At 74.1% G+C, this 14668-nt stretch carries 12 protein-coding genes; 4 read left to right on the top strand and 8 right to left on the bottom strand.

The annotated features are described in order from the left end of the window. Positions 1 to 10: 10 nt before the first annotated feature. The gene (locus tag ACN27D_RS23515) at positions 11 to 2464 is read right to left on the bottom strand and encodes a DNA translocase FtsK 4TM domain-containing protein (RefSeq protein WP_421500003.1); all 2454 of its coding nucleotides are present in this window, start codon (positions 2462 to 2464) and stop codon (positions 11 to 13) included. 113 nt (positions 2465 to 2577) lie between these two features. Here ACN27D_RS23515 and ACN27D_RS23510 point away from each other — a divergent pair, with 113 nt between their 5' ends. Then, the gene (locus ACN27D_RS23510; RefSeq protein ID WP_350814229.1) at positions 2578 to 3057 is read left to right on the top strand and encodes a YbjN domain-containing protein; all 480 of its coding nucleotides are present in this window, start codon (positions 2578 to 2580) and stop codon (positions 3055 to 3057) included. Next, on the top strand, positions 3054 to 4700 hold the full coding sequence (locus ACN27D_RS23505; RefSeq protein ID WP_421500002.1) for a YbjN domain-containing protein: 1647 nt from the start codon (positions 3054 to 3056) through the stop codon (positions 4698 to 4700). Before ACN27D_RS23510 ends, ACN27D_RS23505 begins: the two co-directional genes overlap by 4 nt. Before the next feature lie 87 nt (positions 4701 to 4787). Here the strand turns inward: ACN27D_RS23505 and ACN27D_RS23500 are convergent, their stop codons facing one another. The 6 genes from ACN27D_RS23500 to ACN27D_RS23475 form a co-directional block, all read right to left on the bottom strand. After that, complete coding sequence (locus ACN27D_RS23500) at positions 4788 to 6338, bottom strand: S1 family peptidase (protein ID WP_421500001.1); 1551 nt, start codon at positions 6336 to 6338, stop codon at positions 4788 to 4790. Between the two features lie 174 nt (positions 6339 to 6512). After that, positions 6513 to 8201, bottom strand: a complete 1689-nt coding sequence (locus tag ACN27D_RS23495; RefSeq protein WP_120571099.1) for a ribonuclease J — start codon at positions 8199 to 8201, stop codon at positions 6513 to 6515. A 51-nt stretch (positions 8202 to 8252) separates the two neighbouring features. Next, positions 8253 to 9179, bottom strand: coding sequence for a 4-hydroxy-tetrahydrodipicolinate synthase (dapA, locus tag ACN27D_RS23490; protein WP_421500000.1), 927 nt, complete (start codon positions 9177 to 9179; stop codon positions 8253 to 8255). A gap of 52 nt (positions 9180 to 9231) precedes the next feature. After that, complete coding sequence (thyX, locus tag ACN27D_RS23485; protein ID WP_120573916.1) at positions 9232 to 9969, bottom strand: FAD-dependent thymidylate synthase; 738 nt, start codon at positions 9967 to 9969, stop codon at positions 9232 to 9234. A 115-nt stretch (positions 9970 to 10084) separates the two neighbouring features. Further along, a complete protein-coding gene (locus ACN27D_RS23480) occupies positions 10085 to 10765 on the bottom strand; it encodes a DUF2752 domain-containing protein (protein WP_421499999.1) in 681 nt (226 codons plus the stop codon). Then, on the bottom strand, positions 10755 to 11984 hold the full coding sequence (locus ACN27D_RS23475) for a winged helix-turn-helix domain-containing protein (RefSeq protein ID WP_421499998.1): 1230 nt from the start codon (positions 11982 to 11984) through the stop codon (positions 10755 to 10757). The genes ACN27D_RS23480 and ACN27D_RS23475 overlap by 11 nt, the downstream gene beginning before the upstream one ends. Positions 11985 to 12081: 97 nt before the next feature. On the opposite strand from ACN27D_RS23475, the gene ACN27D_RS23470 reads away from it, so the two are divergent. After that, positions 12082 to 12627, top strand: a complete 546-nt coding sequence (locus tag ACN27D_RS23470; RefSeq protein WP_121684112.1) for a GNAT family N-acetyltransferase — start codon at positions 12082 to 12084, stop codon at positions 12625 to 12627. On the opposite strand, the gene ACN27D_RS23465 is transcribed toward ACN27D_RS23470, so the two are convergent. Next, the gene (locus ACN27D_RS23465) at positions 12532 to 13836 is read right to left on the bottom strand and encodes a glycosyltransferase family 87 protein (RefSeq protein ID WP_357799371.1); all 1305 of its coding nucleotides are present in this window, start codon (positions 13834 to 13836) and stop codon (positions 12532 to 12534) included. The genes ACN27D_RS23470 and ACN27D_RS23465 overlap by 96 nt on opposite strands. Positions 13837 to 13871: 35 nt before the next feature. On the opposite strand from ACN27D_RS23465, the gene ACN27D_RS23460 reads away from it, so the two are divergent. Further along, a complete protein-coding gene (locus ACN27D_RS23460; RefSeq protein WP_252453954.1) occupies positions 13872 to 14465 on the top strand; it encodes a GNAT family N-acetyltransferase in 594 nt (197 codons plus the stop codon). The last annotated feature ends 203 nt before the right edge of the window (positions 14466 to 14668 follow it).

Raw genomic sequence — 14668 nt, 5'->3', positions numbered from 1 at the left:
TTCGGGGCCGTCAGTCGCCGCCGCGCAGGCCGGCCAGGACCTCCTCCAGCTCGTCCGGCTTGACCAGCACGTCGCGGGCCTTGGAGCCCTCGGACGGACCGACCACGCCCCGGGTCTCCATCAGGTCCATCAGCCGGCCCGCCTTGGCGAAGCCGACCCGCAGCTTGCGCTGGAGCATCGAGGTCGACCCGAACTGTGAGGTGACCACCAGCTCGACCGCCTGCACGAGCAGGTCCAGGTCGTCGCCGATGTCCTCGTCGATCTTCTTCTTGCTGTCCTGCGCCGGGGCGAGCACGTCCGGGCGGAACTCCGGCTCGCGCTGGTCCTTGCAGAACTTGACCACGTCGGAGATCTCGCGCTCGGTGACCCAGGCGCCCTGGATGCGCTGCGGCTTCGACGCGCCCATCGGCAGGAACAGGCCGTCGCCGCGGCCGAGCAGCTTCTCCGCGCCGGGCTGGTCCAGGATGACCCGGGAGTCGGCGAGCGAGGAGGTGGCGAACGCGAGCCGGGACGGCACGTTCGCCTTGATCAGGCCGGTGACCACGTCGACCGAGGGCCGCTGGGTGGCGAGGACCAGGTGGATGCCGGCGGCGCGGGCGAGCTGGGTGATCCGGACGATGGAGTCCTCCACGTCACGCGGCGCGACCATCATCAGGTCGGCCAGCTCGTCCACGATCACCAGCAGGTACGGGTACGGCCGCATCTCCCGCTCGCTGCCCGGCGGCGCCTTGATCTCGCCGTTGCGCACCTTGCGGTTGAAGTCGTCGATGTGCCGGACCCCGTTGGCGGCGAGGTCGTCGTAGCGCATGTCCATCTCGCGGACGACCCACTCCAGCGAGTCGGCCGCCTTCTTCGGGTTGGTCACGATCGGCGTGACCAGGTGCGGGATGCCCTCGTAGCCGGTCATCTCGACCCGCTTCGGGTCGATCAGCAGCAGCCGCACCTCGTCCGGCGTGGCCCGGGTCAGGATGGAGACCAGCAGTGAGTTGAGGCAGGACGACTTGCCGGCGCCGGTCGCTCCCGCGATCAGAATGTGCGGCATCTTCGCGAGGTTGGCCACCACGTAGCCGCCCTCGATGTCCTTGCCGAGCGCCACCACCATCGGATGGTGGTCGCTGGTCGCCTCACGGGAGCGCAGCACGTCGCCGAGCGACACGTTCTCCGGGTCGGTGTTCGGGATCTCCACACCGACCGCGCTCTTGCCCGGGATCGGGCTGAGGATGCGGACGTCCGGCGACTTCACCGCGTACGCGATGTTGCGGGAGAGCTGGGTGATCCGCTCGACCTTGACGCCCGGGCCCAGCTCCACCTCGTACCGGGTGACCGTCGGGCCGCGGGTGAACCCGGTGACGGCGGCGTCCACGTCGAACTGCTCGAAGACGCCTGTGAGCGCCGCGATCACCTCGTCGTTGGCCTTGCTGCGGCTCTTCGGCTTGGCGCCGCTGCCGAGCAGGTTCGCCGGCGGCAGCGTGTAGTCGCCGGCCAGCCCGGTGAGCGCCAGTTGCTCGGCGCGGGTGGGCAGCGGCGAGTGCTCCGGCGGCTCGACCGGCTTGCGGTTCGCCGGCACCTTCGGCGGCTTGCGCGGCAGCACCAGCGTCTCCTGGAGGTCGACGCCGGCCAGCTCGTCGTCCGGGTCCAGCGGCTCCAGCGGCGGTGGCATCCGCTTCGCCGGGCGCCTGCGGGCCGGTTTCACCGGCGCCTCGTCCTCGGCGAGCTCGTCGTCGACGTCCGGCCCGGCCGGGTCGGCGCGCAGGCCGAGCCGCTCCGGGATCTTGTTGATCGGCGTCGCGGTGACCACGAGCAGGCCGAACACCAGCAGCAGGAGCAGCAGCGGCATGGCCACCCAGGCGGTCACCGCCGACTTCAGCAGGTCGCCCACGCCCGCGCCGATCAGGCCGCCGGCGAAGTCACGCTGGACCTCGTCGACCGGGTTCTGCCCGATGTGCAGCATCGCGGCGGTGGCCAGCATCATCGAGCCCCAGCCGACCAGGCCGCGACCGCGGTGCTCGGGGTCGGCCGGGCTCCGCATCAGCCGCCACGCGCCGACCATGAACAGCACCGGAAGGATTATCGAGATGGCGCCGATGAACAGGCGTACGGTGTCGGCCAGGTGCCGGCCCACCGGCCCGGCGCCGCCGCCCCAGATGCCCACCGCGCTGAGGATGGCCAGGCCGAACAGGAGCAGCCCGCCGCCGTCGCGGCGGTGCTCCGGATCCAGTTCCCGGGTGGACGCGGCCTGCCGCCCGGCCGCCCGGAACGCCCAGCCCACCGAGTGGGCCAGCCCCATCCAGAGGGCGCCCACGGCCCGGCCGACGAACGCGGCCGGGCTCGGCCCGGGGGCCGGGCGCCGCCGCGCCGGTTTCCGCGCCGCCGCCTTCTTCGCCGGTTGCCGGGCGCGGTTGTTCGTGGTGCCACGCGGCGACGCGCCGCGCCGCCGGCTCGCCTGAGAGGTACGGCCCGCCATAGAGTCACGGTAACGGCGGCACCCGGTGGATCGCCGCTTTTCCGGGTCGTGTCCGCGCGTCGCAGCACGGGTCGGACCGTCGTTTGTGTTATTCGCCTCAGAAGGGATGCCCGATGGCGTCGCCGGAGATCGAGGACGGTCCGGACGGTCCGCTGGCCGGACACCCGCAGGAACTGCGCCCGCTGACCGGCGAGCTGATCGCCGCCGTGCTCGGCCACCGGGGGTACGCGGTGGCCGAGGAACCCGACGGCGCGCTGGTGGGCCGCTGGGAGCGCAACCTGATCTGGTTCCACCGCCGGGGAGCGGCCGGTGAGCTGCTCCAGGTACGCACAGTCGTCGCGCACCACTTCGGCATCGAGCGCGTACCCGAGCTGCACGCCTTCTGCAACGCGTGGAACCACGACCGGCTCTGGCCGAAGGCGTACGTGCACGTCGCCGACGACGGGTCGGCACAGGTGTGCGGCGAGGTCACCACCGACCTGGAGCGCGGGGTGACCCCGCACCAGCTCGACCGGCTCGTCGACTGTGGCGTCACCACCGGGTGCCAGCTCGCCGCCGCCGTCGACGAGCTGGCCGGCGGGACGCTCCGGTGACCACGGCACGCGACCGGGGGCTGGCCGCCGCGCTCGCCGACGCCCGGGACCGGCCCGACGGCGCGGAGCGCTGCGCCGAGTTGGAGCGGATCGCGTCCCGGGCGGACGCCACCGGCGACCCGCGTACCGCCCTGTCGGCGCGGTTCGCGCTGGTCGAGGCGTACCTGCACCGGGGCGAGCGGTGGCGCGCGGTGGAACCGGTCCGGCGGATGCGGGCCACGCTGGCCCGGCACCCCGGGCTGCTGGACGCCCGCCCCGACGAGCTGACCCGGTTGCGCCGGCACCAGCGGCAGGCGGTGGAGGCGTCGTTCGGCACGCCCCGGGTGGGCCTGGACCAGGCACGGTCCCTGTTGGACGCGCTCGCCGCGGAGCTGGGCGAGGACGCGGCGCCGGTGGCGGAGCTGCGCTGCCGGCTCGCCGACCACCTCGGCGACGAGCCGGCCGCCCGGCGCGCGTACGAGCGCTGGTCGGAGGCGGACGCGAACGACCCGGTCGGCGGGTGTGCGGGGTGCGCCCCGGCGCGACGGGCCGACCTGCTGGCCGGCTGGGGCGAGCCGGACGCGGCACTGGCGGCGCTCGCGCCCGCGCTGACCGGCTGGGTCGAGCCGCAGGCGCCACCGACCCGGCGGGGCGAACGGCAGGCGGCAGCGGCCGGGGCGACGGCCTGCACCGACCAGCCGGAACGGGCGCTCGCCGTGGGGCTGCTGCCGTTGCTGCGTACCGGCGCGGTGACGCGGGCGGCCCGGGCGCACGTGCGCGCGTACCGCCGGCACCGCGGCGAGCGGACCGCGTTCCCGCTGCTCGCCGCGCACCTGCGCTTCTGCGCGCTGGGCGGATACCTGCACCGTGGGCTGGAGATCCTGACCGAGCAACTGCCCGAGCTGGACCGCCCGGCCGACGACCTGTCCGCGATGGAGTTCGCCGCGGCGGGCGCGCTGCTGTGCGGCCTGGCCACCGAGGCCGGGCTGGGCGGGCGGCGCATCCACCGCCCCGGGCACGGCTCCCGGCCCGCTGCCGAGGTGGACGTGGCGACGCTGGGTACGCAGTTGCAGGCACTGGCGACGGCGCTCGCCGGCAGCTTCGACGCCCGCAACGGCACCGGCCACCAGTCCGGCCGGATCGCCTCCTGGCTGGCCGAACGGCCGCTCGCCGCGCCGGTGTCGCTGGCTGCCGAGACCGAGTTCGACGAGGAGCCGGAAGCCGATCCGGCCGAACCCGGGCCGCCCGGGCCGGAGGAACCGGCACCGCTGGACGCGGCGCTGCTCGCCGCCGCGCTCGACGCCCGGGGCGAGCCGTACACGCCTGAGCCGGACGGCACGCTCGCCGGGCGGTGGGGCGAGGCCACGATCCAGTTCCGCCTGCTCGGCCGGCACGGCGACGTGCTGCACGCCCGGGTGGTGGCGCAGCGGCGGCTGCCGGCCGATCGGCGCGCCGAGGCGTACGCGTTCTGCAACGCCTGGAACCACGACCGGTTGCTGCCCGCCGCGTACGTGCACGAGCCCGGCGACGGGACGCTGGTGCTGGCCGCGGGCGTCTCCACCGACCTGTCCTGCGGGGTGGCCCCGGCGCAGCTCGCGGTGCTGGTGGCCGCTGCGGTCCGCACCGGCACCGCGTACGCCGAAGCGGTCGCCGCGCTGCCCTGAGCCGCACCGACCGACAGTGCCGCAGACGCGGCGCGGCCCCCGACCACCGGGCGGTGGTGGTCGAGGGCCGCGGTCTGGGTGCGGCGGTCAGCGGGCGGAGAACGCCAGCGTGTACTCGCCGGAGCCGGACAACCCGACGACGCGGTACCGGTAGGCGCCGGCCGGGGTCTCGGCGGTCAGCCGGGCCGTGCCGTCCGCGGTGGCCGCGCGGGCCACGGTGCGGAACGCGCCGCCGGTGAAGCGTTGCAGCTCCAGCACGACGCGGGCGCCGTCCGGCGCGGACAGGCACGCCTCCTGGGTGCCGTCGGGCACCCGGAAGAAGCGCCCGTCCGGCTGGACCTGGGTCCGTCCGGCGGCGATCCGGCCGGTCCGGCTCACCTGGCCGGAGCAGTCGGTGTCGCCCGCGGGCGGGGTCGGCTCGGCGGTCGCGGGCGGGGTGGTCTCGCCGCCGCCGGCCGGAGGCTGCGTGGGCGCCGGCTGGTCGCCGGCGGTCACCAGCGTCAGGTTGTTGCGCTGGAGGATCTCGTTGACCGGCTGGAAGAACGTGGTACCGCCCCGGGTGCAGTCGCCGGAGCCGCCGGACGTGACGCCCTGCGCCTGGTCACCGGAGAGCCACGCGCCGCCGGAGTCGCCCGGCTCGGCGCAGACGTTCGTCCGGGTCAGCCCGGTGACAGTGCCCTCCGGGTAGTTGACTGTCGCGTTCTTCGCCTGGATCAGCCCGCACCGGGTGCCGGTGGTGGAGCCGGACCGGCAGATCGACGCGCCGACCGGCGCCTCGGTGGAGCCGTTCACCGCCACCGTGCCGCCGTCGGCGAAGTCGGTCACCACGCCCTGCGGCGTCCAGTCGGCGTTGACCCGCACGAACGCCCAGTCGTCACCGGGGAACGAGGAGGCGGCGAACGTGCCCTGGGCGACCCGGTTGGATCCGGTGGTGCGGTCCCCCGGCCGGCCGCAGTGCCCGGCGGTGACGAACCCGCCGACGACGGAGAAGCCGACCGAGCAGCGGCCCGCGTTGTTGATCAGGTAGGCGTCGCCACCCCGCACGTCGAACAGCGGGCGCGGGGCCTCGTCGGCGATCCGCACGCGGACCATGGCGGCCTTCGAACCGGCGGCTGCGGCGAACCGGCGGCCGTCGGCCTCCGCGCCCGGCCGGGCGATCACGACCACCGCGTTGTCTGCCACGTCGACGTACCAGCCGGCGACGTCCGGGCTGGCGTCCGTGCCCGCCGCGTCCAGCCGGGACTTCACCGCGTCCAGCTCGGCGACGCCCCGCGCGACCCGCTTCGGGACCGCGCCCGCCGCGCGTACCCGCGCCTCGCCGGCCGGGTCGGCCACCGCCACGGTGAGCGTGGCGCCGTCCTCACTGAGCCAGCTCCCGCCGTAGCCGGCGCCGAGTTCGCCGCGCAGCCGGGTGACGGTGCCGGCCGCCCACCGCTCGGTCCGCAACCGCTTCACCGCCTGGTCGCGGGTCAGCGAGAGGTCACGGCCCATCGCGTCCAGGACCTCCGGCGCGACCCCGTCGGCCGCCGGCGCGGCCCGCCGGGGTTCCTCACCGGCGAACGACGGTACGGTCACCGCCGCCGTCAACCCGGCCGCCGCCACCAGTACGCCGATGGCTGTCATCCGTCTGCGGTCCATCCGCCACGCTCCTCCCGACCGGCGTAGGGGCACGCCGGCCGTCGGGAGGTACGGAGACGGACGCCGATCGGATGAGTACGGTCACCACGTTTCGACGCGCCGTGTCGGGGCGTACCCGGAAAGCGACGGCGCCGGCCCACCGCGGACGGTGGACCGGCGCGCGGCGCGGTCGGGTCAGACCTCGACGACGGTCGGGACGATCATGGGTCGACGGCGGTACGCGTCGTTGACCCAGCGGCCCACCGTGCGGCGGACGATCTGCTGGAGCTGGTGCGGGTCGGTGATGCCGTCCGCGGCGGCCCGGTTGAGCGCCTCGGTGACCAGCGGGACCACCGGGTTGAACGCGGCCGGGTCCTCGGAGAAGCCCTTCGCCGAGACGGTCGGCCCGGCGACCACCTTGCCGGTGACCGAGTCGACGACGACTGTCGCGGCGATGAAACCGCCGTCGCCGAGGATCCGGCGCTCGGTGAGCAGCGACTCGCTGACGTCGCCGACGGCGAGACCGTCGACGTAGACGTACCGGCTCTTGACCCGGCCGACCAGGCTGGCGCGGCCCTCGACCAGGTCGACCACGTCGCCGTCCTCGCAGAGCACGACCCGGTCCGGCGCGACGCCGGACTCGATGCCGAGCCGGGCGTGCGCCCGCAGGTGCCGCCACTCGCCGTGCACCGGCATCAGGTTGCTCGGGCGTACGACATTGAGCAGGTAGAGCAGCTCGCCGGCCGGCGCGTGGCCGGAGACGTGCACCTTGGCGACGTCCTTGTGCACCACGACGGCGCCGGCCCGGGCCAGCCGGTTGATCACCCGGTAGACCGAGGTCTCGTTGCCGGGCACCAGCGAGGACGCCAGCACCACCGTGTCGCCGGGCGCGATGGTGATGTGCCGGTGGTCGCCGCTGGCCATCCGGCCCAGCGCGCTCATCGGCTCGCCCTGCGAACCGGTGGACATCAGCACGATCTGCTCGGGCGGCAGGTTCGTGGCCTCCTCGATCCCGACCACCAGGCCGGGCGGGATGTTGAGCAGACCCAGGTCACGGGCGATGCCCATGTTGCGGACCATGGACCGGCCGATCAGCGCCACCTTGCGGCCGTGCTCGACGGCCGAGTCGAAGACCTGCTGCACCCGGTGCACGTGCGAGGCGAACGAGGCGACGATGATCCGCCCCTTGGCCTTCGCGAAGATCGAGTCGAGGACGGGGCCGATCTCCCGCTCCGGCGTGACGAAGCCGGGGATCTCCGCGTTCGTCGAGTCGGACAGCAGCAGGTCGACGCCCTCGGCGCCGAGCCGGGCGAACCCGGCCAGGTCGGTGATCCGCCCGTCGAGCGGAAGCTGGTCCATCTTGAAGTCGCCGGTGTGCAGCACCAGGCCGGCCGGGGTACGGATGGCCACCGCCAGCGCGTCCGGGATCGAGTGGTTCACCGCGAAGAACTCGCACTCGAACGGGCCCAGCCGTTCCCGGCCGCCCTCCCGCACGGTCAGCGTGTACGGCTGGATCCGCCGCTCGGCCAGCTTCGCCTCGACGAGCGCGAGCGTGAACTGGGAACCGACGAGCGGAATGTCCGGCTTGTGCGCGAGCAGGTACGGCACCGCGCCGATGTGGTCCTCGTGGCCGTGCGTGAGCACGATCGCCTGCACGTCGGCCAGCCGGTCCAGGATCGGGCCGAAGTCGGGCAGGATCAGGTCCACGCCCGGCTGCTCGACGTCGGGGAACAGCACCCCGCAGTCGACGATGAGCAGCTTGCCGTCGTACTCGAAGACCGTCATGTTCCGGCCGATGGCGCCGAGTCCGCCGAGCGGGATGATCCGCAGGCCGCCCTCGGGCAGCGGCGGGGGCAGTTCACCCTCGATGTGCGCCTCGGTCACGCGTCACCTCATTCTGCGACGCCGTCGCGCGGCGTCCGTCGTGTCGTTGATTCATTCGGGCAGGGGCAGGCCCGCCGCGGCGCAGTCGGCGCGCAGCTGGGCCAGTTCGTCACCGGTGGCGTCGACGAGCGGCAGCCGCACCGGACCGGCCGGGCGGCCCTGCGCCCCCAGGCCGGCCTTGACCAGGATCGTGCCCTGGGTGCGGAAGATGCCGGTGTAGAGCGGCAGCAACTGCCGGTGCAGGGCGAGCGCCCGGGCGTTGTCGCCCGCCTCGAACGCCTCGATCATCTGCTTGGTCAGCGCGCCGGTGAAGTGGGTGGAGGTGCCGACGACGCCGACCGCGCCCACCGACAGCATCGGCAGGGTGAGCGCGTCCTCGCCGCTGTAGTAGGCCAGGTCGGTGCGGCTGAGCACCTCGGACGTGGCGAACAGGTCGCCCTTGGCGTCCTTCACCGCGACGATCCGGCCGTGCTCGGCCAGCTTCACCAGCGTCTCGGTGGCGATCGCCACGCCCGCGCGGTGCGGGATGTCGTAGAGCATGACCGGCAGGCCGGTGGCGTCCGCGACGGTGGTGAAGTGACGCAGCAGCCCGGCCTGCGGCGGCTTGTTGTAGTAGGGCGTGACCACCAGCAGGCCGTGCGCGCCGGCCTTCTCGGCCTGCGCCGCCAGCTCGACGGTGTGCCGGGTGTCGTTGGTGCCCACACCGGCGACGATCCGGGCCCGGTCGCCGACCGCCTCGACCACGGCACGGATCAGCGACTCCTTCTCCGCCTCCGTGGTGGTCGGGGACTCGCCGGTGGTGCCGTTGAGCACCAGCGCGTCGTTGCCCTGCTGGTCGACGAGATATTCGGCGAGCCGGGCGGCGCCGTCGAGGTCCAGGCCGCTGTCCGGCGTGAACGGGGTCACCATGGCCGTCAACACTCGCCCGAACGGGCGCGACGCGCCCCGGCTCGGGGCGGCGGAGTGGTCGTGCGTCATGCTCACAACCTAGCGGACGGCCGCCGGTGGCCCGGCGGCGAAGGGCGACGAGTCACTCCGCGTGCGGCGACGCTGCCACCTCGGTGCCGTCGGGCAGGGTGGAGATCACGAAATCGGCGAAGACGTTCGGCGCGACGCCCTTGAGCTGCCGCAGGCACTCCACCGCCAGCTCGCGGATCTCCACGTCGGCGTGCTCGGTGGCGCGCATCTTGACGAAGTGCCGCCAGGCCCGGTAGTTGCCGGTCACCACGATCCGCGTCTCGGTGGCGTTCGGCAGCACCGCCCGGGCCGCCTGGCGGGCCTGCTTGCGGCGCAGCGTCGGGTTGGGCTCGTCGGTGAAGCGGGCCTCCAGCCCCTCCAGCAACTCGGTGTACGCCCGCACCGCCGCGTCGGTGGCCTCGACGAACTTCTTGTGCAGTTCCGGGTCGTCGGCGATCACCGACGGCTCGACCATCGCCGCGTCCCGCTCCGGCACGTAGCGCTGGGAGAGCTGCGAGTAGGAGAAGTGCCGGTGCCGGATCAACTCGTGCGTGAACGAGCGGGAGACGCCGCTGAAGTAGAAGCTCACCGAGCCGTGCTCCAGCACGCTCAGGTGGCCGACCTCCAGGATGTGCGCCAGGTAACCGGCGTTGGTGGCGGTGGCCGGGTTCGGCTTCTTCCAGCTCTGGTAGCAGGCCCGGCCGGCGAACTCGGCGAGCGCCTGCCCGCCGTCGGCGTCGGTGGACCACGGCACCTCTTCGGGCGCCTGGAACTGGGTCCACGCGATCAACTTGACCTGGGGCTGAACCATCTCCGGCATTCCTGGGACTGTAGTTGGCTCGCGCCCGGCGTGGAAATCGGGCACGCGGCCGACCGGCGGGCGCTCCGCGCAGGTGTCCGAGATCTCGCGGAGGGCTCGGCCCCGGTCAGACGTAGAGCGAGGTGAAGGGGGCCCAGGGCAGGTTGCGGACCACCGAGAAGACGCCCCAGGCGGCCAGGAACATGCCGACGACCTTGGGGCTGAACTGGACCTCGGGCAGCTTCCAGCCGAACGCCCGGTTGCCCGCCCAGGCCACGAAGAGCCAGGCCAGGAACGGCAGCGCGAAGACGAACAGGAAGTGGTGGCGGGCCGCGGCGGGCAGGTCGCCGTGCAGCACGTACCAGAGCGCGCGGGTGCCGCCGCAGCCCGGGCAGTCCAGCCCGGTCGTGAGCTTGAGCAGGCAGGTCGGCGCGGCGTCCGGGTCGCTCCGGGTCGGGTCGCTGACCAGCGCGTACGCGATGCCGACGCCGACGCAGCCGAGCGCGGCCAGCGGCACCGCCCAGCGCGGGGCGCGGGCGTGCAGGCGCATCACCATCCGGGTGAACCGGTCGGCCTCGACCGGCTGGTACGCCGCCGGGTGACCCCCCGGCCACGGCGCTCCGGGTGCTCCAGGCGCTTCGGTAGGAGCGTGCGGACCGGCGTGCGCGTGCGCCTCGGCGTGCGAGGGCTGCCCGGCGTACGCGTCACCATGCGGCCCGGACTCCGGCTGCCCGTGCGGGTGCGACTCGGGGTGCGGGTCGGGCGCGGTGGCAGGCCGGTCAACGCTCGTCACGCGCTCACCGTACACCGGCCACGCCCACCAGCGCGGCGGCCAGCGGCCCTGCCAGGTCGCCGGCGGCGGGCGGGGCGACCGCGTCCAGGCCGAGCCAGCCGGCGAGCCGGTACAGCTCGGCGGCGAGCGCCACGGCGGTCTCCCCCGGGTCGGCGCCCGGCTCGACCCAGGCGGCGGGCACCAGCAGCGCCCCGGCCTTCCGGTCGGCCTTCAGGTCGACGCGGGCGGTGAAGCGCTCACCCTGGCGGAACGGCAGCACGTAGTAGCCGTAGACCCGCTGGGGCGCCGGCACGTAGATCTCGATCCGGTAGGTGAACCCGAACAGCCGCTCGGTGCGCGCCCGCTCCCAGACCAGCGGGTCGAACGGGCTGACCAGCGTGTTGCCGCGTACCCAGCGGGGCAGCCGGGCTTCGGCGTGCAGGTAGGCGGGGTGCCGCCAGCCCTGGACCGTGACCGGGGTCAGCTCGCCCGCCTCGACCAGCTCGGCCACCGCCCGCCGCGCCCCGGCGACCGGCAGCCGGAAGTAGTCGCGCAGCTCCGGTTCGGCGGCCACGCCGAGGCAGCGGGCGGCGATCGACACGAGCGTGCGGTGCGCCTCGGCGTCGCTCGGGGTGGGCGCGTCCAGCACGGCTGCCGGGAGCACCCGCTCGGGCAGGTCGTAGCGGCGGGCGAACGAGTTGGTGCGGTCGGCGGCGGTGACCTCGCCGGCCCAGAACAGGAACTCCAGGGCCCGCTTCACGGCCGACCAGTTCCAGCCCCAGTTGCCGGTCTCCCGAGGCGCGTCGTGCTCGATCTCGGCCGCGGTCAGCGGGCCTCGGGCGCCGACCTCGTCGCGGACCCAGGCGACCAGCTCGGGCTGCTCCTCGGCGATCCGGCGCATCCCGCCCCAGGACTCGTCGCGGGCCTTGGCCATCCGCCAGCGCAACACCGGGTGCAGCCCCACCGGCACCAGCGACGCCTCGTGCGCCCAGTATTCGAACAGCTCACGCGGGCGGCGGTAGGCGGCGGTGTCCAGCAGCGCGGTCGGGTACGGCCCGAGCCGGCTGTAGAGCGGCAGGTAGTGCGCCCGCTGGAGGACGTTCACCGAGTCCATCTGGATCAGCCCGACCCGGTCGAGCACCCGGCGCAGGTGCCGCCGGGTGGGCACGCCGGTGGGTGCCGGGTCGGCGAAGCCCTGGGCGGCCAAGGCGATCCGGCGGGCCTGGGCGAGGGAGAGCGATTCCGGTACGGCCATCGTCGGCGACCCTAATCCAGCGGTACGACATCACGTGGACGCGCCGGGCCGGGAGCGGCGGCTGGACCGATCGCCCGCCGGGGCATAGAACGGACAGGTGCTCACCATTCGCCGGGAGGAACCGGACGACGCCGAGGCGATCGCCCGGGTGCACGTCCACGGCTGGCAGGCCGGTTACGCCGGCATCATGCCCGAGGAGGTGCTGAGCCGGCTGAACCCGCGCGCCTGGGCGCAGCGCCGCCGCGACCTCGGCACCGCCGACCCGGAACACCCGTTCACCACGCTCGTCGCCGAGGACGGCGGCACGATCGTCGGGTTCACCACGTTCGGGCCGTACCGGAACAACCAGGACCGCGACGACCTCGACCCGGCCCACGGCGAGTTGGTGGCGATCTACCTGGAGCCCGCGCACTGGGGCTCGGGCGCCGGCCGGACGCTGCTCGCGGCGGCCCGCGAGGGTCTGGCCGAGCGGGGCTGGACCGCGTACCGGCTCTGGGTGCTCGCCGACAACGCCCGGGCCCGCCGCTTCTACGAGCGGGCCGGGCACCTACCTGACGGTGAGGAGTCCACCTACCCGGTGCCGCTGTCCGGGGGCCGCACCCCGATCCTGCTCCGCGAGCTGCGGTACACCGCCGGAAGCTGACCCGGCCGGGACGCCGTCGCCGGGACGCTCACCGCCGGCCGGGCTGAGCCAGCGGCGGATCGGCAGCCCGAGCAGCAACGCCAGGCTGATCCACACGTACGTGTTGCTGCCCAGGAAACCGTCCACGCCGGTGAAGTCCTTCTCCCAGGACCAGACGATCCGGCTGCACAGCAGCGCGTACCCGATCAACGCGGCGGCCAGCAGCAGACGGCGCCGGCGGCTGCGGGCGGGCGCCGCCATGCCGTTGTCGACGAGCAGGATCAGCCCGGGCAGCAGCCAGACCAGGTGGTGCACCCAGGTCACCGGGCTGACCAGGCACATCACGGCGCCGGTGAGGGCCAGGCCGGTGGCCTCGTCGCCGGCGGCCACCGCCGCCCGCGAACGCCACGCCCACACCACGAGCGTCAGGAGTACGAGCACCAGCCAGGCGATCGTGCTCGGGTGCTGCGGGTCGAGCCGGGCCACCACCCCGCGCAGCGACTGGTTGGAGACGAACGCCAGCTCACCGACCCGGTCGGTGTTCCACAGCGCCTCGGTCCAGAACTCCCGGGAGGCGTCGGGGAAGAGACCGGCGGCCACGAGCGTGGCGACCGCGGCCGTGCCGACAGTGGTCAGCGCGGCCCGCCAGCGGCCGGTGACCAGCAGGTAGACGATGAAGATGCCCGGCGTCAGCTTGATCGCGGTGGCCAGGCCGATGCCCACGCCCGCCCAGCGGCTGCGTGCCGGCAGCAGCCACAGCAGGTCCACCGCCACCAGGAACAGCAGCAGCATGTTGACCTGGCCGAAGTTGACCGTCTCGCGCATCGGCTCGTACGCGGCGGCGAGGCAGAGCGCGACCGCGAGCGCGAACCAGCGGGTCCAGCCGGACCGGCGGGCCACCGGGTCCAGCAGCCGCCAGATCACCACGGCGCTCGCCAGCACCGTCGCGGTCACGCTCACCACGATCGCGGCGCTCCACGGCAGGTACGCCATCGGCAGCATCACCAGCGCGGCGAACGGCGGGTAGGTGAAGCCGTACTGCGTGCCGGGGCGCAGGAAGTCGTAGATCTCCCCGCCGTCACGCGCCCAGTACGTCAGCGCGCCGTAGTAGACCTGAAGGTCGAAGAAGCCGTGTCGCACCGCCGCCACGGAGAGGAACACGGTGACCGCCGCGGCGAGCGCCACCACGGCGACGACCTGCGTGATCGTCCGCCCGGCACCCTGCGCCACCGTCACCCTCCTCGCCCTGCGTAGGCTCACGTGCCATGGCTGCAGGCTACGTCCGGCCCGCGCGTCCCGAGGACGCCGGCGAGATCGCACGCATCCAGCTCGCGACCTGGCGGGTCGCGTACCGCCGGATCCTGCCACGGCACGTGCTCGACAACCTCGACGAGGCGTACCTCGCGCGGCGGTGGGGCGCGGCGGTGCAGGAGCCGCCCTCGGGCGCGCACCGGGTGCTGGTCGCCGTCGAACAGGCGGCGCAATCCTATCTGGTGGGGTTCGTCGCCTCCGGTCCGGCCGATGCCGACGCGCTCGCCCCGGAGGAGCCGGCCGAGGCGCTCGGCTCGGACGTCGCGGCGGTCACGGACCTGCTGGTCGAGCCCCGGTGGGGGCGGCGCGGGCACGGCAGCCGGCTGCTCGCCGCGGCCGTCGAGCACTGGCGCGCGGACGGTCTGACCCGGGCGGTGGCGTGGGCGTTCGACGCCGACGCGGCGACCCGGAAGTTCCTCGGCTCGACCGGCTGGGAGCCGGACGGCGCGGCCCGCGCGCTGGACGTGGACGACATGCTGGTCCCCCAGATCCGCCTCCACGTGGCGATCCCGGAGACCGCAGAGGAGATTTCCTCAGCCGACCGATGAGTTCCGGCCCCGCCGCCGGTCCACCCTCTCGTGGGGGTGGGCCGGCGGTCCCGGCACGGGGCAGGACCGCCACCCACCCGCCCTCCCACCCGCCCTTCACCCCGTCGATCATGAAGTTGACGGCCTTTTCGATCTCCTTAACTGCCGCCAACTTCATGATCGCCGGGCTCAGTTCGCGGGCTTCGTGATCAGCCGGGGGGGAG

This window comes from Micromonospora sp. WMMD1274, assembly GCF_049179035.1.
GTDB lineage: Bacteria > Actinomycetota > Actinomycetes > Mycobacteriales > Micromonosporaceae > Micromonospora > Micromonospora tulbaghiae.
Note: the sequence above shows the minus strand (reverse complement) of the source record. Positions and strands in the feature narration are given on the sequence as shown.